This is a genomic window from Pokkaliibacter sp. MBI-7 (assembly GCF_029846635.1).
Lineage (GTDB): Bacteria > Pseudomonadota > Gammaproteobacteria > Pseudomonadales > Balneatricaceae > Pokkaliibacter.
On record NZ_JARVTG010000002.1, the window covers coordinates 763,047 to 787,588 of the forward strand.

The window sequence follows — 24,542 nt, forward strand, 5'->3', positions numbered from 1 at the left end:
TCGGTTAGCACCATGAGCAGCTTTTCATGGTGTTGTCATGGTGCGGAGGACGATGATGGAACCCTCGATCCGCGGAACGGAGACGTAACGATATGTTTCGCATACTATGCATTTACGAATGGCTGTTTTCCGCTACAGCGTTGCGATCATCCCGACAAAGCAAGAATGTCTTGTCACAAAATAGCGAACACAGCCTCCTGATAAGTCATGAAAGCAATGGAGGAATTCGTGCTTCTTCATTCGTATCGTCTAAAGAACTATCGACGCCTGAAGGACGCTCATATAGAGCTAGCTGACAACATATCAATATTTGTAGGATCGAATAACAGCGGAAAAACGTCGGCAACTCAGGCCATCCATGCGTTTGTCACAGGTGGAAGAGATCGTTTCAGTCTTTATGATTTCAGTTCTTCTTGTTGGAAAGCCTTCGATGAAGCTGGATGCATCAACCTAGCCGAACCAGTTCCCGACGGCCTCTCACTTCCAAGCATAGAGCTTGATCTCTGGTTCGAAGTTGCTGCGCCAGACCTCTATCTAGTGATACCTCTGCTTCCGAGTGCAGCATGGGAAGGAACCAAGGTCGGCATACGGGTTTCGCTGGCTGCACGAAATCCCAATAACCTCATTCAAAATTACCAAGAAGCCAAGGCTAAAGGTACAGAGCAAGCCGCGGAACTGCCGCCAGGGTCACAATATGTTCCTTGGCCTCGCTCCCTGACGGACTATCTTCAGCGTGAACTCAAGAGCGAATATGAGTTGCGCTACTTCATCTTGGACCACACGCAGTTTGATGAGAACTTCCGTGAGATCGGGGACTATGTTCCTGAAGAATTAGGTGGAGAGCCAGGCGGCGGAACGATCCTGAAATCGCTTATCCATATCGACAGTTTGGGGGCTCAACGACACCTGGCTGATCCCAATCCGGAAGCCGGCGGGAGATCGGAAGACCTATCAAAGCGTTTGAGTCGCTTTTACAAGCGCAACCTTAATCAAAGGCAAGACGATCACACAGCTCTCAAGGCGTTGTTCGACTCCGAGCAAGCGCTCAACATTCACCTAGATGGCGTATTCAAGCCGATGCTTGATCGGCTCGCCATGCTTGGTTATCCGGGTATTAACAACCCGCGATTGAAAATTATGTCGGCGCTAGACCCTGCCCATGTTATGAGCCAGGATGCTCGGGTCCACTATCAGATCGGAGATGGCGAAGACATTGCCACGCTTCCTGACAGTTACAACGGACTTGGATTCAAGAACTTGATCTATATGGTCGTGGAGATTCTGGACGCCCAAGCGAGGTGGGTGTCGATGGACAATCGTCCTCCATTGCACCTAATTTTCGTGGAGGAACCAGAGGCCCATCTGCACGCCCAACTCCAGCAGGTCTTCATCCGAAATGTACTTGAACTCCTGAATATAGAAGGTGACGACGGAAGTATTTTTGGCAGCCAAATGGTCATAACGACCCACTCGCCGCACATTCTTTACGAGCGAGGATTCAAGCCAATCCGCTACTTCCGCCGGAAGAAAGTTGGCAATGAACAGTTGACCGAGGTTCTAAATCTATCTGCTTTCTACCAAGCTCAGCCAGATGATCGGGATTTTCTAGAAAGATATTTGAAGCTGACGCACTGCGATCTCTTCTTCTCAGATGCCGCTATCCTTGTTGAAGGCAATGTTGAAAGATTGCTCCTACCCATAATGATCCGGAAGGTGGCGACAACTCTCCGATCGGCTTGTCTATGTATTTTGGAGGTCGGAGGGGCCTTTGGTCATCGTTTCCAATCGCTCATAGAGTTTCTCGGTCTAACGACACTCATCGTTACCGATATTGATAGCGTCGCCCTCGTGACTCCTGAGGCCGACGATGCAGTTGATGATGAGGAAGTCGAGGAGTTCGAGGTTCCTGCCGATGAAGAGCAAGGCATCGCTGCGCAGGATCAGGATGATGGACAAAATCCGGTCGGCGAGCCGGTGGTGGCCCCGCCTAAGAAAAAATACGGTAAAGCTTGTTTGCCCAATGAGCCAGACGCTGCGACCTCGAATCAAACCCTTATCAAGTGGCTTCCTGGCAAGCTAACAATTGAAGACTTGCGCAATGCCTCGGAGGCCGACAAAACTCACGAGCTTGTGGACGGCGCAAAGGTTCGCGTCGCCTATCAGACCGAACGGGCGGTCATCTGGAACGGTGCCACTGAAAACCTTTGCGGGCGCACGCTTGAGGAGGATTTTGGCCTTGAAAATCCAGAGTGGTCTCAAGCCGCAGCGAGGAAGCCTCTTGGCCTGATTGTGAAGGGGGGAGCCGCCGATCCCTGCGCGCTTGCCAAAGGCCTCCATCAGAAGGTTTCGCGGAAAAATTTTGATAAGACAAAATTCGCGCTCGCTGTACTCACTGAAAATGAGGATGCGTGGCATGTCCCGGCATACATCCGTGACGGACTGGTTTGGCTAAAGGACGAAGTACGGATCGAACTTGAGACCGTCCTGCCTGACGTCGCTCCCATCGCAGAAGCTGGCGCAATAGGGGCTGAGCATGAGTAGCCGAGCAAATAAGCCAGACACTCAGGCAGACATCGACCTGCGAAACTGCCTTGGGAACATCCCACCGCGCAGCTTCATAATGAAGGCCGGTGCCGGCTCCGGAAAAACTACCTCTCTTATTAAAGGGCTTTCGTCAGCCATTCGAATACATGGGGAGAAACTGAAGAAAGCTCGCCAGCGTATCGCCTGCATTACTTTCACGGAAATCGCTGCCGGAGAGATATGGAGGGATGTCGGCAGTGATCCGCTAGTTCACGTTTCGACGATTCACAGCTTCATGTGGCTACTAGCCAAACCGTTTCAGAACGACATTCGCGTCTGGGTCTCTGCGCGCATCGCGGAAAAAATTGAAGCGCTTGGACAGAAGCAGGCAAGCTATGGCCCTAGGGTTCAACAGCGCACAAAAGACAAGGACGCCCGAGACTTGGAGCGTCTCCACAGACAGTCGGCGCGGATCGCCGGAGTCAAAAGCTTTCGATACGGAACTGGTAGCGATTACGTAAACGGAGTTTTGGGGCACGACGACATTTTAAGACTTGTACCCTACCTCATTGCTGAGCGCCCTCTCTTTCGAACTCTTGTCGCACGCCAATTTCCATTTATCTTTGTGGACGAGAGTCAGGACACAACCACAGCAGTGGTAGAAGCACTGAAGACCGTAGAGTGCGAGCCCGGTGTTACGCTTTGTCTCGGCTTCTTCGGAGACCCGATGCAACGCATTTATGCCACTGGAACCGGTTTGGTTGAAGCAGCACCCAATTGGGCCGACATTCCAAAGCCGGAGAATTTTCGGTGCTCAACTAAAGTTTTGAATCTTGCAAATGCCATTCGGCGCAATGGTGATGACCTCGTTCAGGTTCCTGGCCAACGTCTAGGTCTGGAGGGCGTCATGCCAACTCCCGAAGGTTCTGCCCACCTTTTCATCTTGCCTGCGGACGATACTCGGGATGCAAACTTGGCTCGAGTACGCGGCTGGATGGCTGTGCAAACTAGTGATAGTCGTTGGCGACTTGATGATGGCGATCAAGATCAGGTCAAGCTTCTTGTTATTGTTCACCAGATGGCTGCAAAGCGCTTAGGTTTCGGAGAGCTTTACACGGCGCTCAACTCCAAAGCGCCGACAGCATTCAAAAATGGTTTTCTGGATGGCTCTGCATGGCCCCTTTCACCATGTGTGAAATTTCTGATTCCGATAGCGATTGCCCATGCAGAGGGGCGGCAGCTCGAAGTGATGCGGCTGATCCGAGAGTATTCGCCCCTTCTTGAAAAAGACACTCTAGCCGGGGCGAATGTCGCAGAACGGCTTAAAGCACTTAGAGAGCTTGTTACCTCAATTGCAGAAGGCATAGCCGGGAGTTCCAACGTAACGATTGGCGATCTCTTGAAGCAAGTGTATGCCGCAGGGTTACTAATCCTTGATCCCCGGCTGGCATCTTACTTGGACCCAAAAGCAGCTCCACCTGCCCCGCCCGCAGAAGGAGAAGAAAATGACGACGACCAAGAAGACGATGAGTCAGATAAGGAAATGACTTCGATGGATGCTTTTTTGGCGTGCCCGGCTCAACAGCTTTGGCCGTATCACACTTACATTTCGAACAATTCACCTTTTTCAACGCAGCAAGGCATCAAGGGGGCTGAATTCGATAGGGTGCTCGTCGTGCTAGACGATGCAGAGAGTACCCATTTCCAGTTTTCCTATGAAAAATACCTTGGTCTCAAAGCGCTTTCGGATACCGACCAGCAACACATCGAGGCTGGCGAAGAAACGACTGTGGATCGAACACGCCGCCTTTTCTACGTGAGCTGCACAAGGGCGCTAAAAGACTTGGCAGTCGTCCTCTTCACGGCGGATCCAGTGCATGCTGAAGCTCATATACGTCGGCTTAACCTTTTTGAAGGCGATTCAATCCATACTCAAACCGTCTTTGATGGAAACGTCGCTGGTGTTAGCACGACCTCCTTGCCATAGTCGGCCAGCGTTCTATCCCAACCCGTGTGAATGTGCATAATCGCCTGACGCCTGCATCACTCCGTCAATGCGGGATGGACGGTGTAAACCTTATTCAGGATGGGACAACTGCAACAAAAAAGGCCTCCAAAAGGAGGCCAAACAGGAAAAGAGAGAACAAGAGGACAACGGATGGTGAAAAAACAACTAAAGACCCGAAGGGTTTTGTAGAGGTATTCACAACATTTCGTGAATACCTCTGTTGCTTACGCCTGCACAGTCAGCTGTTGCTGCTCGCCTAAGCCTTCAATACCCAGACGCATGGTTTGCCCTGCACGCAGGTACACCGGGCTGGGCTTCTGTCCCAGACCTACACCGGGTGGAGTACCGGTAGAAATCACGTCGCCGGGTTGCAGGCTCATGCAGCGGCTCAGGTAACTGATCAGCTGGGGAATGTTGAAAATCAGCGTGCGGGTGTTGCCCTGCTGATAGCGATGACCGTCCACTTCCAGCCACATATCAAGATTGTGCGGGTCAGTCACTTCATCTTTGGTGACCAGCCAGGGGCCGATGGGGCCGAAGGTGTCAAAGCCTTTGCCCTTGTCCCAGGTGCCACCCTTCTCCAGCTGCCATTCGCGCTCGGAGACATCGTTGATCACACAATAGCCCGCCACGTACTCCATGGCATCTGCTTCGTCGATGTAGCGACCGGCTTTGCCGATCACCACACCCAGCTCCACTTCCCAGTCGGTCTTAGAAGAACCACGCGGAATTTCGACTTCATCGTTGGGGCCGCAGATAGCGCTGGTCCATTTGTTGAAAATGACCGGCTCCTTGGGCACATCCATGCCTGACTCTGCGGCGTGGTCGGCATAGTTCAGGCCGATACAGATAAACTTGCCGACGCCGTTCACACAGGCACCAATACGTGGGTTGCCCTCGACTACAGGCAGGGTTTGCGGGTCGATGTCCGCCAGTTTTGCCAGAGCTTCAGTGCTGAGGGCTGCGCCGTTGATATCGCTGATATGGGCAGACAGGTCACGGATCTGACCGCTGGCATCCAGCAGGCCGGGTTTTTCAGCGCCTTTAACGCCGTATCGCAGTAATTTCATAGGGCTTTCCTGATTGCAGATGTTGTTTTAAATGAACGGGGGCAGCGTACTCAGATGCTCATGCCACCATCAATGACATGGACGGTACCCGTGGTATACGACGACGCATCCGAACCCAGATACAGCGCCAGCTGGGCAATCTCTTCGGGTTGTCCGATGCGGCCCATGGGCTGACGGGCGATAAACTGCTGGTACACCACCTCTTCCTCTACGCCCTGCTGGGCGGCCTGTTCGGCAATGCGCTGACGCAGTGAAGGTGACTCCACAGTACCGGGGCAGATGGCATTACAGCGGATGCCCTTGCCGATATAGTCAGCCGCCACGGATTTGGTCAGGCCGACTACCGCTGCCTTGCTGGCGGTATAGGCCAGACGGTTCGGCACGCCTTTGATGCTCGATACTACCGAGGCCATATTGATGATGGAGCCGCCACCGCGTACCAGCATGCCCGGCAGGAAGGTGCGGATCATGCGGTACATGGCGGTGACGTTGAGATCAAACGAGCGTTGCCAGGCGCTCTCCTCACATTCGAGGATGTTGCCTGCGTGCACGTAGCCCGCGCAGTTGAACAGCACATCGACCGGGCCAACAGTGTCATAGACCCGTTTGATGTCCGCTTCTGACAGCACATCCAGCCGCAGGGCGGTGAGGTTGTCGATGCCCTGCAGGGCGCTGATGTCGATGTCGGTGCCGATCACTTCTGCCCCGGCATCCAGAAAGGCGCGTGCGCTGGCCAGACCGATACCCTGTCCGGCGGCAGTAATCAGCACTTTTTTATTCTTCATGTTTTGCCTGTTTTCCATTTCGATAATTTCCACTCAATAGGCCGAAAACGCTCGCCATCAGGGCAATGCACGGCGTGACTGTTCGCCATTGATCAGGCGCGAAATACCCAGCGGGTTGGCGTTCTGCAGGGCCACGGGAAGCAATGCATCGGGGCAGTTCTGGTAGCACACCGGGCGCAGGAAGCGATCAATGGCCAGCGTCCCGACCGAGGTGCCGCGGGCATCAGACGTTGCCGGGTAAGGGCCGCCGTGGACCATGGCATCCGACACTTCCACCCCGGTGGGGTAACCGTTGATCAGCACCCGCCCGGCTTTCTGTTCCAGAATGGCCATCAGCTCTGACGCCGCTGTCAGTTCATCGGTTTCGCCAATCAGGGTAGCGGTCAGCTGACCATGCAGCGCCTGCAGACAGGCAAGCAGCTCCGCGTGATCCGCCGCTTCCACCACGATGGTAGTCGGACCAAATACCTCTTCCTGCAGCAGCGTATCGCCCTGCAGCAGCAGGCTGACATCCGCTTTGAACAGCTGTGGCTGGGCACGACGATCAGGTGCTTCGTCTCCGGCCAGTGGCGTGATACCTGAGTGCTGACGCAGCACGGCGCAGCCTTTGCGATAACTGTTAAGGACGCCGGTATTGAGCATGGGCTGTGCAGGCTGATCAGCCATTCTGGCCGTCAGCTGGTCCACAAAGGCGCTGAATTCAGCGGAGCGAATACCCAGCACCAGACCGGGATTGGTACAGAACTGCCCTGCTCCCAGCACCACGGAAGCCGCCAGCTCACTGGCAATCTTTTCGCCACGTACCGACAGTGCCTGCGGCATCAGGATGACGGGGTTGATGCTGCTCATTTCGGCAAACACCGGGATGGGCTGTGGCCGTGCCGCCGCCATATCACAAAGCGCCCGGCCACCGTGCAGCGAGCCGGTAAAGCCTACCGCCTGAATAGCCGGGTGTTTGACCAGAGCTTCACCCACACCGGAGCCAAACACCATGTTGAATACCCCAGCGGGCATGGCGGTCTTCTCGGCGGCGCGAACAATGGCTTCGGCTACCTTTTCTGCTGTACCCATATGGCCGCTGTGGGCCTTGAACACCACCGGGCAACCTGCGGCCAGCGCGGATGCGGTATCACCACCGGCAGTGGAGAAAGCGAGAGGGAAGTTGCTGGCGCCAAACACCGCCACCGGGCCAACGCCCAGACGACACTGGCGCAGATCAACGCGCGGCAATGGCTGACGGTCAGGCAGTGCCAGATCAATGCGCGCACCGTAGAAGTCGCCGCGTTTTAGCACTTCGGCGAATAAACGCATCTGACCACTGGTACGGCCCCGCTCGCCCATAATGCGAGCAGCAGGCAGCGCGGTTTCCTGCTGTACCAGCGCTACAAATGTCTCATCGAGTGCATCCAGCTCATCGGCGATGGCGGTCAGAAACTCGGCCCGGCGGCTGGCCGGAAGACTACGAAACACGGGAAAAGCCGACGCTGCTGCCTGACAGGCAGCATCTACCTCGGCAGGTGTCGCCTGATAGAAAGGCATCGGCAGCGCTTCGCCACTAACGGCCTCGCGACTATGCAGTACAACGGTGCCTTCGGCACTGCGCTGACCACCAATAAAGTTGTGGCCACCCAAGGGCTGACTGGACTGATCAAGTTGACTGGACATTATTATTTACCGTCCTGTAGTAGGTCATGGGCGGTAATCTATGTCGTGAAGCGATTCATTCCCAATGGCATTTTTGGATTAAACGATAACCATTGGGAATCGCTGGAAGGCCGTTTATGCGGTTCCGCTGGCGGTTTTGCTCAGGGTTCTGTCTGCATTGTCTTGCAGTATGGTCGCGAACTCCCGTGCCGGGCCGAACAGCTGTTCACCCTTGCGGGTCAGGATGCCGTAGTACTGCGGCGTAAGGTCAAGAGGCGTGTCAATGACCGACAGGTCACCACTTTCTACATGAGGGCCGACCATCGCTACCGGCAGCATGCCGATCATCGGGCCACGCTGCAGCAGTTTAAGGAACGTCTGCATGGAGATGGTGACGATGGTGTTCTGCGGAATGGCCACCCCTGCCCGGGCAAACGCCTCCTCCATCCGGTCACGAATGGGTGTGCCCTTGGGATACAACAGCCACGGCCAGTCCACCAGTTCATGCAGTGCCCGCGGCCCCTGCCCGCTAATGGGGTGACGGGTACTGGTCACCAGACAGAACGGCTCCGGTGCCAGCGGCGTAAAATCAAAGCGCTGTTGCTGCCCTTCCTCCGTATAGCGACCAATGGCCAGATCAATCACCCGGTTCTCCAGCATTTGCATCAGCTGGCCGCTGGTTTGCTCGACGACTTCGATTTCCAGCAGCGGCGAGCGCTGCTTGATCTCGACAATCGCCTCAGGCAGTACCACGGCGGTGGCAGCGAAAATACCCCCTACTTTCAGATAACCGTGGCCACCGTTGCTGAGGTTATTGATCTGTTCTACGAAACCTTTGGCGTCGTTCAGCATGATCTGGGCATAACGCACCACGTGCTCGCCGAGCGCCGTTGGCGGCATACTGCGCGGCTGGCGCTCGAAAATGTCGAAACCGAGCAGCCCTTCAATTTCTTTCAGCATCTTACTGATGGCAGGCTGGCTGAGATTCATCTGCTGTGCCGCCAGATGCATGTTGCGTGTTCGGCCGAGGGTATCGATCAGTACCAGATGGCGAAACTTCAGCCAGTTGCAGAAGGATGAAACGGTCAGATTAGCCATGGTGTCTCTTGTTGTTGTAGCGGTGACAGAAAGGAAGTTAACCGCCGTGCCGGGCACAGCGTTTTCGATAACGATCTGTTATCGAATCTTAAGAAGATGTCATTGGAGTTTATCGGCAACGGCGCCTAGTGTGTAGTTCATACAGGCTAGGAAACCTAATCATGACAACAAATCGCGTTCCTGTACTGACCCCTGCCAACAGTCTGCCCGCCGATACCGATGTGGCCACACTGATCGGTCGTGCCTGGGTACCCGGTACCGTGGCAGGCCCTTCTCCTATCGTGCTCCGTCAGGGGCAGGTGTTTGATCTCTCGGCAGAATTTGCCACCCTCAGCACCCTGCTTGAACAGCCTTCGCCGCTGCAGGCCGTGCGTGAAGCCAAAGGTACGCTGCTGTGCAGTGTTGAAGATCTGCTGGCCAACAGCAGTGGCACAGCCGACCCTTCACTGCCTTCGCTGCTGGCACCGGTTGATCTGCAGGTGATCAAGGCGGCGGGTGTGACCTTTGCTGCGTCCATGATTGAGCGTGTGATCGAAGAACAGGCCGGTGGTGATGCCTCCAAAGCCGAAGGTGTACGTGCGCTGGTGCGTGATGTCATCGGTGACAATCTGCGAGCGGTCAAACCCGGTTCCGAACAAGCCATGCGCCTGAAAGCGCTGCTGATCGAAAAAGGCATGTGGTCGCAGTATCTGGAAGTGGGCATTGGCCCCGACGCTGAAATTTTCACCAAGGCACCGGTACTGGCTGCCGTGGGTTCAGGTGCTGAGATCGGCATCCACCCCAAATCCGAATGGAATAACCCCGAGCCTGAAGTCGTGCTGGCGGTCAGCAGCCAGGGACAGATTCATGGCGTGACGCTGGGTAATGACGTCAACCTGCGTGACTTTGAAGGCCGTAGTGCCCTGCTGCTGAGCAAAGCCAAGGATAACAATGCCTCCTGTGCCCTCGGTCCGTTTATCCGCCTGTTTGATGAGCACTTCACTCTGGATGACGTGCGCAACTGCGTGGTTGAGCTGAAGGTCAAAGGTGAGGACGGTTACCTGCTGCAGGGCTCCAGTTCAATGAACCAGATCAGCCGCGACCCGGAAGATCTTGCCGCTCAGGCACTGAACGGTAATCACCAGTACCCCGATGGCTTCCTGCTGTTCTGCGGCACCCTGTTTGCGCCGACGGAAGACCGCGATCATCCGGGCGGTGGCTTCACCCACAAACTGGGTGACAGCGTCAGCATCAGCAGCCCACGCCTTGGTGCCCTGCGTAACGTGGTCACACACAGTGACCGTGCCACGCCCTGGACATTCGGTATCGGCGCGCTGATGAAGAACCTGGCCCAACGCGGATTGCTGTAACGGCGTGCACTGAATTGATTGCCAGCGTTGTGAAGCCACATCCAATCAGAGTAATGCCCTGCTGGAGCAATGCCCGGCCACCCTGTAGGCTTCGCGCCGCACGGTACGCACACCGTCACGACAATAACGAATAACAAACGAGACCCAACCATGAGCAACAACACCAAACGCCGTTTGCGCAGCCAGGACTGGTTTGATGATCCAAGCCATGCCGACATGACTGCCCTTTATGTCGAGCGTTACATGAATCAGGGTCTGACCCGCGATGAGCTGCAGTCAGGCCGTCCTATCATCGGTATTGCCCAGACCGGCAGTGATCTGACCCCCTGCAACCGCCATCATGTTCAGCTGGCCGAGCGGGTCAAGGCCGGTATCCGCGATGCGGGCGGTATTCCGATGGAGTTTCCGGTGCACCCCATTGCCGAGCAGAGCCGCCGCCCTACTGCGGCGCTTGATCGCAATCTGGCCTATCTCGGTCTGGTGGAAGTGCTGCATGGTTACCCCCTCGACGGCGTGGTGCTGACCACTGGCTGTGACAAGACCACCCCTGCCTGCCTGATGGCAGCAGCTACTACCGACCTGCCAGCCATTGTGCTGTCAGGCGGGCCAATGCTGGACGGTCACCACAAAGGTGAGCTGATCGGCTCCGGCACGGTGATCTGGCATGCCCGCAACCTGCTGGCTGCTGGCGAGATCGACTACGAAGGTTTTATGGAAATGACCACTGCGGCGTCTCCGTCGGTGGGCCACTGCAACACCATGGGTACCGCCCTGTCGATGAACGCCATCGCCGAAGCGCTGGGCATGTCGCTGCCCGGCTGCGCCAGTATTCCGGCGCCCTACCGTGAGCGCGGCCAGATGGCCTACGCCACCGGCAAGCGTATCTGCCAGATGGTGTGGGATGACATGCGCCCCTCACAGATCATGACCCGCGAATCTTTCGAGAACGCTATTGCCGTGGCGTCGGCGCTGGGCGCCTCCAGCAACTGCCCTCCCCACCTGATCGCCATTGCCCGTCATATGGGCGTCGAGCTGAGTCTGGATGACTGGCAGCGCGTCGGTGAATCAGTGCCCCTGCTGGTGAACTGCATGCCCGCAGGCAAGTACCTCGGTGAAGGTTTCCACCGTGCAGGCGGTGTCCCTGCCGTCATGCATGAAATGCAGAAAGCAGGCAAGCTCCACGAGAACTGCCAGACCGTCAGCGGCAAGACCATCGGTGAGATTGCCAGCGCCAGCGCGACCAGCAATGACGATGTGATCAAGCCTTACGATGAGCCGCTGAAACACCGTGCAGGCTTTATCGTGCTGAGCGGTAACTTCTTTGACAGCGCCATCATGAAGATGTCGGTCGTGGGTGAAGCCTTCCGCAAGACCTACCTGTCCAAACCCGGAGAAGAAAACACCTTCGAGGCCCGTGCCATCGTCTTTGAAGGGCCTGAAGACTATCACGCCCGTATCGACGACCCGGCGCTGGAAATCGATGAAAACTGCATTCTGGTCATTCGCGGTGCTGGCACCGTGGGTTATCCCGGCAGTGCCGAAGTCGTCAACATGGCGCCTCCTGCGGCCCTGATCAAAAAAGGCATCGATTCCCTGCCCTGTCTGGGTGATGGTCGCCAGAGCGGCACCTCGGCCAGCCCGTCGATTCTGAACATGTCGCCAGAAGCGGCTGTCGGTGGTGGTCTGGCGCTGCTGCGGACCAACGATCTGCTGCGCATTGACCTCAACAACCGCAGTGTCAATGTGCTGGTCAGTGAGGAAGAGCTGGCGCGCCGTCGCGTTGACTGGCAGCCCAACATTCCCGAGTCACAGACGCCCTGGCAGGAGCTGTACCGTCAGCTGGTCGGCCAGCTGTCGACCGGTGGCTGTCTGGAACCGGCCACCTTGCACATGAAGGTCATCGCGCGCAGTGGCCCACCCCGCCACTCACACTGACCGGTAGCGGCATTAGCCGCCGGTCACCGGGCCATGACGCTTTAACAGGCTGTTGAAAAACGTTATCGAGGCAGCCGAGACAAGGAAAAAACAGGCGAAAAAGCGGAGTTTAGTGGACTAAATGAGCATTTTGAGCCTGTTTTTGACGCGGTATTCGGCAACGCAGATAGATTTTCAACAGCCTGCTAAATCGCTATTTCCGCTCCATTCTTCTGCCTCTGCCGGTGTGTTCTGCACACCGGCCAGAGTGCGGCTGGGCCTGACTCAGCCTGAATGTGTGGACATGGCAGAAGGGATGGCAGTGCGCAGTCACTGTGCCGGTCGCCATCCAACCGACAGAACATGGACATAGTGACACCTGAAACCTGCTGCTGTTTGCAGGTATCGGCTGGTGGTGACGCTGAGTTTGCTCCTGTTCCTGCAACGAGGATTCCCCGAGATGACGAGCTTTATTCATCGTCTGGAAAAATTGATTGAGTACCTGATGGCGGCAGCCCTCGCCGTCATGTTTGTTGCGGTATTCGCTAACGTTGTCCTGCGCTATGTATTCGGCTCAGGTATCGCTGCTTCCGAAGAGCTTTCGCGCCTGCTGTTTGTCTGGCTGATCTTCCTGGGGGCCACTCTGGCCATGGGTCGCCATACCCATCTGGGCTTTGATCTGGTTCAGCGCGCCCTGCCGGCACCGCTGCGCAAACTTTGCGCCATCGTCAGCCACGGCCTGATGCTCTACAGCCTGTGGCTGTGTCTGGAAGGCAGCTGGCATCAGTTCGAGATCGGCCTGCGTATCACCTCGACTGTCATGAAGTACCCACTGGCACTGATGGCCTCTTCCGGTCTGGTGCTGGCACTGGGCATGGGGCTGTATCTGCTGGCCAACCTGATTCGCATCCTCATCGGCCATCCCGATGCGTATATTCCCGGCCAACGCCGTCATGACCTGTCTGCTGCCGAGGAGATGCACTGATGACTCTGGCCTTGTTCCTGCTGGCACTGCTTGGCTTTATGGCGCTGGGCATGCCGATTTCTTTTGCCCTGATCATGACCGGCGTGGCCATGATGTGGCATCTGGATTTCTTCGACCCCCAGCTGGTCGCCCAGAACCTGATCAGCGGTGCTGACAGCTTCCCGCTGATGGCGGTGCCGTTCTTTATCCTTGCCGGTGAAGTCATGAACGCCGGTGGTATTTCCAAACGTATCATCAATCTGGCCATTGCCTGCGTCGGTCATCGTCGTGGTGGTCTGGGCTTTGTCGCCATCATTGCCTCGGTGATTCTGGCCAGTCTGTCCGGCTCAGCCATTGCCGACACCGCCGCGCTGGCCACCCTGCTGCTGCCGATGATGCGAGACAACGGTTATCCGGTGGGTCGTTCTGCCGGCCTGATCGCCTCTGGCGGCATCATCGCGCCGATCATTCCGCCCAGCATGCCGTTCATCATTTTTGGCGTGACCACCAACCAGTCCATCAGCCAGCTGTTCATGGCAGGTATTGTGCCAGGCATCATCATGGGCCTCGGTCTGGTACTGGCGTGGAAATGGAGCATGGGCAAGATCCATATCGAGCCGCAGCCACGACAGAGCATGAAGCACCGTCTGGTGGTCGCCAAAGACGGCATTCTGGCCCTGCTGATGCCCGTCATCATCATCGGCGGGCTGCGCGGCGGTCTGTTTACGCCCACCGAAGCTGCAGTTGTTGCGGCAGGTTACGCCCTGCTGATCAGTCTGGCGGTGTACCGCGAGCTGGATTTCAAGGCGCTGGTGCCACTGTTCATTCGCGCCGCGTACACCACCAGTGTGGTGATGTTCCTCTGCGCTGCCGCCATTGTGTCGTCCTACATGGTGACCCTGGCTGATCTGCCCTCTGAACTGGTCGATCTGCTGGCGCCACTGCTCGACAGCCCACGGCTGCTGATGGCCACCATTGTGCTGGCAATGATCCTGATCGGTATGGTGATGGACCTGACCCCCACCATTCTGATTCTTGGCCCGGTGATGATGCCGCTGGTGATCAAGGCCGGTATCGACCCGATCTACTTTGGCGTGATGTTTGTGATGGTCGGCTGTGTTGGCCTGATTACGCCGCCCATCGGTACGGTACTGAGCGTGGTATCGGGCGTGGCACGTCAGCCGATGGAAGTGATTGTCCGTGGTGTGATGCCTTTCCTGCTGGTGTATCTGGTGATCATCGCCCTGCTGGTGGTGTTCCCCGGCATTGTCACCGTACCGGCAGCCTGGCTGTAGCACCCCTGATCTGAAAACAGCTTTTGCAAACAACGTTACTGTCGCGGTTACCCCGCACACTCCCGTGTCCATGACACACCTGTTTTAACCCGAAGGAAGCAAAATAATGAAAACAACTACCTCCGCTACTACCTCCAGAAAGGTACTGAAATCTCTGACTGCTGCCGTACTGGGCGTCACGCTGAGTCTGGGTGCGGTCAGCTCCTTTGCTGCTGACATCAACAACCGCCTGATCCGTTTCGGCTATGGCCTGAGTGAAGACAGCAAGCAGGGCGAGTCAGTGAAGTACTTCATTGAAGAAATGAAGCGGCTGTCCGATGGCAAGTTCAAGGTCAAAGGCTTCGCCAACGCCTCACTGGGTAACGAAATGCAGATGCAGAACGCGCTGATCGGCGGTGCGCAGGAAATGATGATGGGCGCCACCTCATCACTGGTCGGTATCGACAAGCGCTTTGGCATCTGGGACCTGCCCTTCCTGTTCGACAAGGCTGAAGTCGCTGACAAGGTGTATGACGGTAAAGTCGGTCAGGAGCTGCTGGATGGCCTGCAGTCACAGGGTCTGGTAGGTCTGGTCTACTGGGAAAACGGTTTCCGTGATCTGACCAACTCCAAGCGTCCCATCGAAAAAATGTCTGATATGGATGGCGTAAAACTGCGTGTCATGCAGAACCCCATGTATCTGGACCTGTTCAACAGCATGGGCGCCAATGCGATTCCGATGGCCTTCTCCGAGCTGTTCACCGCTCTGGAAACCGGTGCCGTGGATGGTCAGGAAAACCCCTACACCACCATTCAGTCCAGCAAGTTCTATGAAGTACAGAAGTACATGAGCCTGACCCACCACGTTTACAGCCCCTGGGTCATGCTGATCAGCAAAAGCTTCTGGGACAAGCTGAGTGATGATGAAAAAGCCATTGTTAAGCAGGCGGCCGTTGCCTCACGCGATTACGAGCGCAAGCTGAGCCGCGAACAGGCTGCCGAATCACTGGCCTTCCTCAAGCAGCACATGCAGGTGAACGACGTTCCTCCTGCTGAGCTGGACAAGATGCGCGCCAAGGCCAAGGTAGTCGTCGACGCTCAGGCAAAAGAGCTGGGTGAAGATCTGGTGAAACAGCTGTTCGCTGCCATTGAAGAAGCTAAACAGCAGACTAACTGATCAGGCAGCACTTAAAAAAACAGCCCGCGGTTTCATCAGTCGCGGGCTGTTTTGTTTTATCAGCCCCCTCCGGCGTTCACAGCGCCTTCAGGTAAACGGCCTGCTATTGAACTTCCGCCTTCAGCGGAAAAGACAGCACAACCTCTGCAGGCAGCACGAAGTGCGCCTCCACCTCGCTGCGGGGAATCGCGGCAGCTGACGAATGCCGCCAGCCAGACGGCTGTGCTTCACGGGGAAAGGGAGTGTGGGAGAGTCATGCCCTCTCCCGGTGGCCATTGCGACGGCCTGACGATTGCTGAGGTCAGACTACTTTTCGCCCGCAGCCATTAACGCCAGCACCTCATTGAGCGTGGCTTCCATATAGTGTCCCTGACGATAGTCAGCCTTCGTCTGCTCCGACCACTGCTCGACCACTACACGGGGTTGCTCAATAAACAGCCCCAGTGGCTCAAACTGCTCGTTCAGCACCATCACCAGTGGAATGGATACTTTCTCAAGGCCGAGACGTTTCTTCAGATCATCCTCGGCACGGCCTTTGGTGATGATGGATAAGCTGACTCTGGGCTGCGCCTTGCACAGATACTGCAGAGCCGTGATGTTGACGTGGCAGTCCGGGCACCACATTTCACCTGCAATCAGCAGATGATAACGGCCTGTCAGTGCATCAATGCGCTGCAGGGTTGCGGCAGAGATCGTGCCGGGCTGTCCCACCTTGCTGACCAGTGCATCCACAGCCGCCTGCTCGCTGGCAAGCCCACCACGTACAAAGCTGGCGAAGTCCTGACCGATATCGAAGAGTTGTTGGAAAGTTGCCATGGGGCTCATCCTGTATTGGAGCGGATCAACGGTTTGCAGCACGCTGACAAAACCGTTCAGTCATCACGATTCATGACTTCCAGCAGTTCGATTTCAAAGTTCAGATTGGCGTTGGCGGGGATGATATTGCCAATGGCGCGCTCACCGTAGCCCAGATAGGCAGGTACCCACAGCTGGCGTTTGCCGCCTTCTTTCATACCGAGCATGCCCAGTACCCAGCCCTGAATCACCTTGTTGGTACTCAGCACACACTGGAACGGCTCACCGCGCTTGTGGGAGGAATCAAACTCGGTACCGTCGTCCAGCCAGCCGCGGTAATGCGCCTTGATCAGCGCGCCACGCTTGATGGCCTTGCCCTCACCTACTACCAGATCATCAATTTTCAGTTCGTCTTGCATAACTCGGTCTTGTCAGCCTGTGTCTGAGCGTGTTGGTACGGATCAGAAAGGCGGCATTATAGCCAAACTGACGTCAATTACCCGCTTTTGCTGACCGGAAGAAAGGGAGGCGGCTTATCAGGCAGGCGAGCGCAAGCGGCACGCCTGCGGTTGCGCCGAAGGCAGGGCTATATGGCCGAATCGAGCAGGAGATGGGAGGTGCTGGCCGCGGGTTCTGAGGGCCGCTCCATTGCGAACTGGACAAAGTGATGGGGAATCTGAGCACGCAGCAAATCCTGATGACAGGCAGTAATGGCCTGATTGAAGGCATTGTTGCGCTGACTGATCACCAGCGTGATACAGGAGTGCTGTAACTGCTGCTGATGGCGTCGCATCCACACCCAGGGGGTGATGCGTTCCATCGGTACTTCGGTACTGGCAGCCATCATCACCGGCTGAATGGCAGTAATGCGACCAAAGAGGTGCGGATATTTGAGCCCCAGATACAGTGCGCCGTAAGCGCTCAGGTGTATGCCCTCGATACTGCAGCCCTGCCCGCCTGGCGTTACGCCGAAGCGTTGCCGGATATGAGGCAGCAGGAGTTCGAGAACAAAGCGCTCCAGTGCCCGTTCTCCCTGATGAGAATCCATATACCAGCTGACAGGCAACGGATCAGTCACCACCACGATGGAGGGTGCCTGCTCGGTATGGCTGCTCAGCTCAGCAACCATGGCATCTGTCAGAGGATCACTGGTGCCGTCCTGCAGCCAGAAGCGTACCGGAACAGGCTCGCTGGATGTCAGTATCGCCGCGGGTACCGCCACCCGAACCCTCACGGCATCTGGCTGAGCCGCCGCCAGCGCGGGCGGCAGCCGCAGTATGAAGGTCTCAACAGCAGCGGGAAGCCCGGATGCTGCTATCACAGGCGAACGAACAGACAGGTCGTGCACAGGAATGGTCATCAGGGCTGATATCGACTGACCTCGATACCTGTTCCTACCGGCAGCAATACACTGGTCACCCCTTCTTTGGCCCGAATCGCCCGACCATAGCTCTGCACGAACTCATTGCCGGGGCGAATCATGTTGTCTGCCACGACGATGGCGCCGGGGTTCAGTTTAGGGAAGAAGGCTTCAAGACAGGGGACATACAGCTCCTTCCACAAATCCACCAGGATGAAGTCGACCTTTACATCCAGCGTGGCAATCATCGCTACCGCATCGCCGACACGGAAATCGATATAGTCTGCCAGCCCCGCCTGTTCAGCCATGGCTCTGGCATGGGCGGATTTGTAGTCGTGCTTTTCCATGGTGATGAGTTTGCCACCAGTAGCCCGTGCTGCCTCTGCCAGCCAGATGCCGGAATAGCCGAACGACGTGCCCAGCTCAAGAATCGTCGGTGCTTCCAGACTGCGTGCCAGAATATTGAGCAGCTGACCGGTCTGCGGCCCGACCGCACGCATCCGCATATCCTGACCCCCATCGCGGCCACCGGGTGCTTCCACCCTGCCCTGACGACGCTCTTCGTCCATACGCTGATGATACTGATCCAGTACGTTCTGTATTCTGCTGTCCATATCAAGCCTCTGTCATGAACAATGCCATGTAACCTGCGGTATGCCATGTAACCTGCGGTGATTCCCTACGCTCTGTAAGGTGACGAATAAGGCTTCAGCCTGCACAACCTCTTTACTGATAAGCACCAGCGGAATAGGTCAGCTCGTAGCTATGGCTGTAAATCTCCAGAATGTTGCCGAAGGGGTCTTCCATATAAACCATGCGATAGGGCTTCTCGCCGGGGAAGTATTCGCGGACGGGCATCCGCTGCCTGCCACCGGCAGCCACCACTTTTGCCGCCAGCCCTTCTACATCCGGGTCTTGCACGCAGAAGTGGAAAACCCCGGTTTTCCAGTATTCAAAGTTGTTTTCCGGTTTCTCGGCGTTGCGGAATTCAAATATTTCCACGCCGATACGATCCCCGGTGGACAGGTGAGCAATACGGAAGGAGCCCCAGCCGGCACCAAAGACGTCGGTACACATCACGCCAATGGCGCTGTCATCTTCACTGATGGTGGTGGGCGGCATGATCAGATACCAGCCCATGACCTCGGTATAGAACTTTACCGCGGCGTCGAGGTCAGTAACGGACAGTCCGATATGGGAAAAACTGCGGGGATAGGTCGAAGTGCTCATCATGGCTGGTTCTCATTACAGATATGACAAGCCTAAAGAGGCATTACTATAATGAAAACCACCCAATCCTTATCGATTTGATAATAGATTATTATGATCAATCCCCAATGGCTGAAGTCCTTTGCGACACTGGCGAAGCTGCGCAACTTCACCCGTACGGCTGAACGTCTGGATCTGACTCAGGCAGCGGTGAGCCAGCATATTCGCCAGCTGGAGACTATTTACGGGCCACTGCTGATACGGCGGACACGGCAGATCGAACTGACACCGGCGGGCATCGCCCTGCTCGAATACTGCGAAGAGGTGGATCGTGCCGACAAGCGCCTGAAGCTGCGGCTGACCGAGGCAGATATTCACTGCGGGGAACTGTCGCTGATCAGCCCCGGCAGCATCGGCCTGTCACTCTACCCGCTGCTGCTAGCGCTGCAGCAGGAAAATCCGCGTCTGGCTATTCGCCACCGCTTTGCACCTGACAGTGAGGTGCTGAATGCGGTGCTGGAGAATCGCTATGAACTGGGCCTGCTGACACTCAAGCCCGATGACCCGCGCCTGACGGCCAGTGTGTTTGCTGAAGAAGCTCTGGAGCTGGTGACACCTGCCGGGGCGCAGGTCCACAGCTGGGAAGATCTTGCCAGCATCGGCTTTATCGATCACCCGGACGGTCAGGCCATGGCTACCCGGCTGCTGAGCCGCTGCTTTCCCGGTAGCCCCGGTGTGCGCGCCATTCCCAGCCACGGTTTTATCAATCAGATCAGTCTTATTCTGGAGCCGGTCGCTCGTGGGCTGGGGTTCACGGTGTTACCCCAGTATGCCCGGCAGGCGTTTGCCCGCCAGGAGGAGATTCAGGTGATCGACTGTCAGCCACAGGTGGTGGACACCCTGTGGCTGATTCATCGTGCCGAATGGCCACTGTCGAACCGGGCCCGGTATGTGATCGACAGTTTGCAGCATACCCTGTATGCCCGATAACGCCGTTAATCAGTTAGCGGCTTCAGCTGCGGTGCTGGCCTCGTCGGCCTGACGTACCGCAGGTGCTCTGGCACCCATACCGATCAGCGATACCGCCAGTGTGGCTATTGCACCGGGAATCGCCAGTGACAGGAAGTTCACCTGATGCGGCAACTCCATCGCCAGCAGGGCGCCGCCGATAATCGGCCCGAGTATGGCGCCGTTACGACCGATACCCGATGCCCAACCCAACCCGGTAGAGCGCACATGAGCGGGATAATATTGCGCCACATAAGCATACAGAATGATCTGCGAACCAATGGTGGTCGCCCCGGCAATCGCCACTAGGGTGTACAGCACCCACATGGGATTTTTATAGCCGAGCAGGACCAGTGCGATGGAGCCAAACAGGAAGAACGTCACCAGCACTGATTTCAGGGAAAAACGATCAGACAGCCAGCCGCCCCCGATAGCACCGACGATGGCCCCCACGTTCAGAATCATCAGGAACATCAGGCTGGAACTCAAAGGATAGCCCGCCAGCGACATCAGCTTGGGCAGCCAGGAGCCGAGGGCATAGACCATCAGCAGACAGCAGAAGAACGCCAGCCAGAACATCGCGGTGCTCATCGCCCTGCCCTGACTGAACAGCTCGGCCATCGCCGCTTTGCGTGATGGCGATGCCGTCACACTGAAACTGTCCTGATCCTGAATTGTCAGCTGCGGCGCCACCTGTCGCATCACCGTGCGCACCGTGTCGGTTTTGCCCTGTGCCAGCAGGAAGCCCACTGAATCAGGCAGCGAACGGATAATCAGCGGCACTGCCAGCATCGGCACAATGGCGAGGAAGAACATCACCTGCCAGCCATAGGTGGGCACAATCCAGATCCCCAGCCCGGCCGACAGCATGCCGCCAACGGCATAACCGCTGAACATCAGCGCCACCAGCGTGCTGCGGCTGCGTTTTGGCGAGTATTCGCTCATCAGCGAGACCACATTCGGCATCACCCCGCCGATGCCCAGCCCGGCGATAAAACGCAGTACACCGAACTGCATGGGGGTGGTCGCAAAACCGTTGATAGCGGTGGTGACGCTGAACAGCGTCAGACAGACAAGAATGACTTTTTTGCGGCCGATCCGGTCCGACAGCATGCCGAACCCCATGGCACCGAACATCATGCCAAACAGCGCACTGCTGCCCAGCAAGCCGGCGATCTGCGGACTTAACTGCCATTGTTTCATCAGAATGGGTAACACCACGCCGTAGATCACCAGATCATAGCCATCAAAGATGATGATCAGCGTGCACCAGAACAACACTTTCCAATGGAAGGGGGTAAAGCTGGCATTGTCGATAATGCCGTTCACTTCATGATTCTTCATTGCGTTCAACCCTGTCGTTATTTTTGTATTCGTTTGCATGAGAAACGGGGTGCAGCATGTCAAACCGCGGCTCTTTTCAGACAAAAGTGTGCCCCTGCAGCTATCACGGCATAGCGCGGCATGGTTTTGTCCGGAAGAGAAGCGAGCCCGGCACACGATGCTGCCTGGCAAAAAGGAAGGTCAGTTTGGATTGGTCAGTCAGTGGTCTCCTGCTCCGGTAAGAAGGTGTTCACGATCTTGTGACGATCGCTCAGGGATCAACGATGCAGGTTCTGATAACGTCCCCTACCCTGCACGGTTCGTACAACTTTTGTGCACGTTTGATCACGCTACCGGAGCATCCGGATCGCAACAAATATCAAATAAGTAAGCAGACATACTCTGCAGGTATGTTTTCCTGCGCCGCTGAATGCCACTTCTGTTATTTACACTTAGAGAGAACAAATGCTTGCCTGCAGGCGGGCAATTGAGCCAGTCTTCACGCTCCTACACCTTGATCTGCTTTACTGGAGTGCAAATGATCCGGCTGGAAGACCTGACGCTCTTTGTGCGTTCCGCCGTGCTGGGCAGCTTTTCCAATGCGGCCCGCGAGGCCAACCTGCTGCCGGCGCAGGTCAGTGCGGCCATCAAGCGGCTGGAGCGTGACCTCAATGTGCGCCTGTTTGCCCGCTCCACCCGCAGCCTGCGTCTGACAGCGGAAGGTGAACAATACCTGCCCTACGCCCGCGATGTGCTCCGTACCCTCCAGCTCGGCCATGAACAACTGCAACAGGGCGAACAGGAGCTGCAGGGCACCATCCAGATTGCGGCCCCGTCTGATCTTGGCCGTAATGTCATACTGCCCTGGCTCACTGCCTTTCGTCGTGAACACCCCAGAGTCAACCTGCGTCTGCAGCTGTCTGATCAGGTCACCGATGTTTTTCGTGATCCGGTCGACGTCGCCCTGCGTTATGGCGGCAGCGACGACGCCAGCTATATCGCCATGCCGCTGGCGGCAGATAATCGCGCCGTACTGGTGGCGTCGCCCGGCTATATTGCCAGCCATCCGCCGTTGCTGAGCCCGGCGGATATTCCTCAGCACAATGGCTTGCTGTACATGATTCACGGACGGTTGTTTGATCAGTGGCTGTTCAGCCGGGGCAACGAAAGTCAGCAGGTGACGGCACGCGGCGGACTCATTTGCGACGACGCGGATGTGGTCCGCCGCTGGGCCGTAGAGGGAGAAGGCATTGCCTATAAATCGTGGATGGATGTGGCCTCTGACGTGCGTCAGGGCCGCTTGCAGCTGCTGTTGCCGGAATGGAGTGGGCGCAGTGTGCCCTTCAATCTGGTGTGCCCGCACCGCAAGCAGCTTTCACCTGTGGTGCGGGCCTTGTATGCGTACCTGAAGACACGCAGTGAAATCGTGATGGAAGGTTTGCCGGGCCTGTCTGCTGATCAGGAGGCAGTAGCGCCGACCAGCACCATCCGGCCAGAGCCGTCAGAATAATCGCCCCGACGGCCCTGCATTCTTGCGCCTTAGCCTTCAACGGCATCCGGCTCAAACAGCCCGCGCTTCATATACAGGCGCACCCATAGTGCTGCGATGATGCTGATCACCAGCAGGATTCCGCCGGTAATGCTGTACACCTCGGTAGTCATCTCCGGTGACGGTGAGTTGTGCAGCATCACATAGATCATGGCGACGATACCGATCACCTGCGGCAGAGGATAAAACGGCGTGCGGTACGGGCGGTGATAGCCAGGCAGGCGTTTGCGCAGCACGATCACATTGACGTGGGCAATCACGTAAGCCAGCAACCAGCTGGTGGTCGCGGCAATCACCAGCACCACCAGTGAATCCATATCCAGCAGCAGATACGGCAGGCTGCTCAGCACGGCCAGCATGACAATCCCGATCCAGGGAGCCCTGAAGCGGTTGATGGCTTTCAGCTGCGGGAAAGCCTGACCCTGCATGGCCATACCGTGCAGCATGCGTGGCACCGAGGCCAGTACGGTATTGATGGTGCTGCAGGTCGCCGCCAGCCCCATGATGGTGGCAATCATCAGCCCGGATTTGCCGAATACCGCCTGCACGTAATCCAGATAGGGAATCGGTGACTCCAGCATGGAACCGACGTTCAGATAAAGGCTGGCACCAAAGATAAAGGCCAGAAAAATCAGGAAGATGGCGAACAGGGACAGGCGCATGGCACGCGGAATGTTGGTCTCGGGATTGCGTACTTCGTTGATCAGCGGGCAGATAAACTCCACCCCGACCATGGTCCACATGGCCAGTGTCACCAGACCGAGGAAGCTGCCGTTCAGCACGCCGTCAAAACCCCAGTCCACCGTCGGTCCTGCCAGCTGCGGATGAGGCTCCGCCATGCCGGTAATCGCCACCGCACCGACAATCACCAGCGCACTGACCAGAACGAAGGCAAGCACGTTCTGTACCCGGGCAAACACATCCGCACCGACCAGATTGGTCAGGGTAAAGATGGCCAGAATCAGCAGTGGCAAGGCCTTTTCAGGCAGCACGCCGGGGAGCAGTTTCTCCAGCATGGCATCCACCAGAAACAGCTCGACCGGTACAGCCAGTACGGCCACCACCACATAGCCGGCGAAGACCGACACGATAGCCGGAAAGTGGCCAATGGCTTTTTGCGTGTAGGTCGCCAGCGTACCCTCCTGCGGGAACATCAGGGACAACTCGGAAAAGGTCATGGCATTGAACTGCGCAATGATCAGCGCTGTCACCATGGCCGCCACGAAGGCCATACCGCCGATGCCGACGCCCTGTATGGCCGAAATCATGGCTCCCTGCACGATGACCAGCCCGATACAGATGGCCATCATGGTGGGTAATCGCAGTTTGCTGCGGGTGTCAGAGGCGGCTGCCAGTCCAGCCGATGTCAGGCCCCTCGCGTCACTTATATTGCTCATTGCTTTGCCCTCGTGGATTTATATACGTTTTCACGAACTGCAGCATGTCGACCACATCAGGGTAAAAAGCGTCCGGAGATGCAGACTGATGGCCA

At 56.7% G+C, this 24,542-nt stretch carries 20 protein-coding genes; 9 read left to right on the top strand and 11 right to left on the bottom strand.

The genetic code is table 11. The features are described from left to right. Positions 1–207: 207 nt before the first annotated feature. Positions 208–2,541, top strand: a complete 2,334-nt coding sequence (locus tag QCD60_RS23165) for an ATP-dependent endonuclease (RefSeq protein WP_279788838.1) — start codon at positions 208–210, stop codon at positions 2,539–2,541. Continuing rightward, a complete protein-coding gene (locus QCD60_RS23170) occupies positions 2,534–4,510 on the top strand; it encodes a UvrD-helicase domain-containing protein (protein WP_279788841.1) in 1,977 nt (658 codons plus the stop codon). Before QCD60_RS23165 ends, QCD60_RS23170 begins: the two co-directional genes overlap by 8 nt. Positions 4,511–4,755: 245 nt before the next feature. Here the strand turns inward: QCD60_RS23170 and QCD60_RS23175 are convergent, their stop codons facing one another. The 4 genes from QCD60_RS23175 to QCD60_RS23190 all read right to left on the bottom strand — a co-directional run bounded on the left by QCD60_RS23175 (position 4,756) and on the right by QCD60_RS23190 (position 9,128). Then, positions 4,756–5,601 carry an ureidoglycolate lyase gene (locus QCD60_RS23175; RefSeq protein WP_279788844.1) on the bottom strand — a complete coding sequence of 282 codons (846 nt, stop codon included), beginning with the start codon at positions 5,599–5,601 and terminating at the stop codon, positions 4,756–4,758. A 50-nt stretch (positions 5,602–5,651) separates the two neighbouring features. Continuing rightward, positions 5,652–6,386: an SDR family oxidoreductase gene (locus QCD60_RS23180; protein WP_279788846.1), complete on the bottom strand. Its 735-nt coding sequence runs from the start codon at positions 6,384–6,386 to the stop codon at positions 5,652–5,654. Between the two features lie 57 nt (positions 6,387–6,443). Beyond that, the gene (locus QCD60_RS23185; protein WP_279788848.1) at positions 6,444–8,051 is read right to left on the bottom strand and encodes an aldehyde dehydrogenase (NADP(+)); all 1,608 of its coding nucleotides are present in this window, start codon (positions 8,049–8,051) and stop codon (positions 6,444–6,446) included. Positions 8,052–8,165: 114 nt separating this feature from the next. Further along, entirely contained in the window at positions 8,166–9,128 is a 963-nt protein-coding gene (locus tag QCD60_RS23190) for a LysR family transcriptional regulator (RefSeq protein ID WP_279788851.1), read from the bottom strand. A 161-nt stretch (positions 9,129–9,289) separates the two neighbouring features. Here QCD60_RS23190 and QCD60_RS23195 point away from each other — a divergent pair, with 161 nt between their 5' ends. The 5 genes from QCD60_RS23195 to QCD60_RS23215 all read left to right on the top strand — a co-directional run bounded on the left by QCD60_RS23195 (position 9,290) and on the right by QCD60_RS23215 (position 15,806). Further along, positions 9,290–10,477, top strand: coding sequence for a fumarylacetoacetate hydrolase family protein (locus QCD60_RS23195; RefSeq protein WP_279788853.1), 1,188 nt, complete (start codon positions 9,290–9,292; stop codon positions 10,475–10,477). 150 nt (positions 10,478–10,627) lie between these two features. Beyond that, positions 10,628–12,412 (top strand): IlvD/Edd family dehydratase, encoded by a 1,785-nt coding sequence (locus QCD60_RS23200; RefSeq protein ID WP_104155584.1) that lies wholly within the window; start codon positions 10,628–10,630, stop codon positions 12,410–12,412. A gap of 439 nt (positions 12,413–12,851) precedes the next feature. Further along, entirely contained in the window at positions 12,852–13,376 is a 525-nt protein-coding gene (locus QCD60_RS23205; RefSeq protein WP_279788856.1) for a TRAP transporter small permease, read from the top strand. Next, positions 13,376–14,650, top strand: coding sequence for a TRAP transporter large permease subunit (locus QCD60_RS23210; protein WP_279788858.1), 1,275 nt, complete (start codon positions 13,376–13,378; stop codon positions 14,648–14,650). Before QCD60_RS23205 ends, QCD60_RS23210 begins: the two co-directional genes overlap by 1 nt. Before the next feature lie 106 nt (positions 14,651–14,756). After that, a complete protein-coding gene (locus QCD60_RS23215) occupies positions 14,757–15,806 on the top strand; it encodes a TRAP transporter substrate-binding protein (protein WP_279788860.1) in 1,050 nt (349 codons plus the stop codon). A 306-nt stretch (positions 15,807–16,112) separates the two neighbouring features. On the opposite strand, the gene QCD60_RS23220 is transcribed toward QCD60_RS23215, so the two are convergent. From QCD60_RS23220 to QCD60_RS23240, 5 genes are all read right to left on the bottom strand, one after another. Continuing rightward, positions 16,113–16,622 (bottom strand): thioredoxin family protein, encoded by a 510-nt coding sequence (locus QCD60_RS23220; protein ID WP_279788862.1) that lies wholly within the window; start codon positions 16,620–16,622, stop codon positions 16,113–16,115. A 56-nt stretch (positions 16,623–16,678) separates the two neighbouring features. Then, a complete protein-coding gene (locus tag QCD60_RS23225; protein ID WP_279788865.1) occupies positions 16,679–17,020 on the bottom strand; it encodes an FKBP-type peptidyl-prolyl cis-trans isomerase in 342 nt (113 codons plus the stop codon). Positions 17,021–17,187: 167 nt separating this feature from the next. Further along, on the bottom strand, positions 17,188–17,961 hold the full coding sequence (locus QCD60_RS23230; protein ID WP_279788867.1) for an alpha/beta hydrolase-fold protein: 774 nt from the start codon (positions 17,959–17,961) through the stop codon (positions 17,188–17,190). After that, positions 17,961–18,575 carry a DUF1442 domain-containing protein gene (locus tag QCD60_RS23235; protein ID WP_279788869.1) on the bottom strand — a complete coding sequence of 205 codons (615 nt, stop codon included), beginning with the start codon at positions 18,573–18,575 and terminating at the stop codon, positions 17,961–17,963. The genes QCD60_RS23230 and QCD60_RS23235 overlap by 1 nt, the downstream gene beginning before the upstream one ends. A gap of 112 nt (positions 18,576–18,687) precedes the next feature. Next, the gene (locus tag QCD60_RS23240) at positions 18,688–19,191 is read right to left on the bottom strand and encodes a lactoylglutathione lyase family protein (RefSeq protein ID WP_279791056.1); all 504 of its coding nucleotides are present in this window, start codon (positions 19,189–19,191) and stop codon (positions 18,688–18,690) included. Between the two features lie 93 nt (positions 19,192–19,284). On the opposite strand from QCD60_RS23240, the gene QCD60_RS23245 reads away from it, so the two are divergent. Further along, positions 19,285–20,160 (top strand): LysR family transcriptional regulator, encoded by an 876-nt coding sequence (locus tag QCD60_RS23245; RefSeq protein ID WP_279788871.1) that lies wholly within the window; start codon positions 19,285–19,287, stop codon positions 20,158–20,160. A 9-nt stretch (positions 20,161–20,169) separates the two neighbouring features. Here QCD60_RS23245 and QCD60_RS23250 read toward each other — a convergent pair whose 3' ends face one another. Beyond that, positions 20,170–21,522, bottom strand: a complete 1,353-nt coding sequence (locus QCD60_RS23250) for an aromatic acid/H+ symport family MFS transporter (protein WP_279788873.1) — start codon at positions 21,520–21,522, stop codon at positions 20,170–20,172. Positions 21,523–22,039: 517 nt separating this feature from the next. Here QCD60_RS23250 and QCD60_RS23255 point away from each other — a divergent pair. Further along, complete coding sequence (locus QCD60_RS23255) at positions 22,040–23,011, top strand: LysR family transcriptional regulator (RefSeq protein WP_279788875.1); 972 nt, start codon at positions 22,040–22,042, stop codon at positions 23,009–23,011. A 29-nt stretch (positions 23,012–23,040) separates the two neighbouring features. Here the strand turns inward: QCD60_RS23255 and QCD60_RS23260 are convergent, their stop codons facing one another. Beyond that, positions 23,041–24,447, bottom strand: coding sequence for an APC family permease (locus tag QCD60_RS23260; RefSeq protein WP_279788878.1), 1,407 nt, complete (start codon positions 24,445–24,447; stop codon positions 23,041–23,043). Between the last annotated feature and the right edge of the window lie 95 nt (positions 24,448–24,542).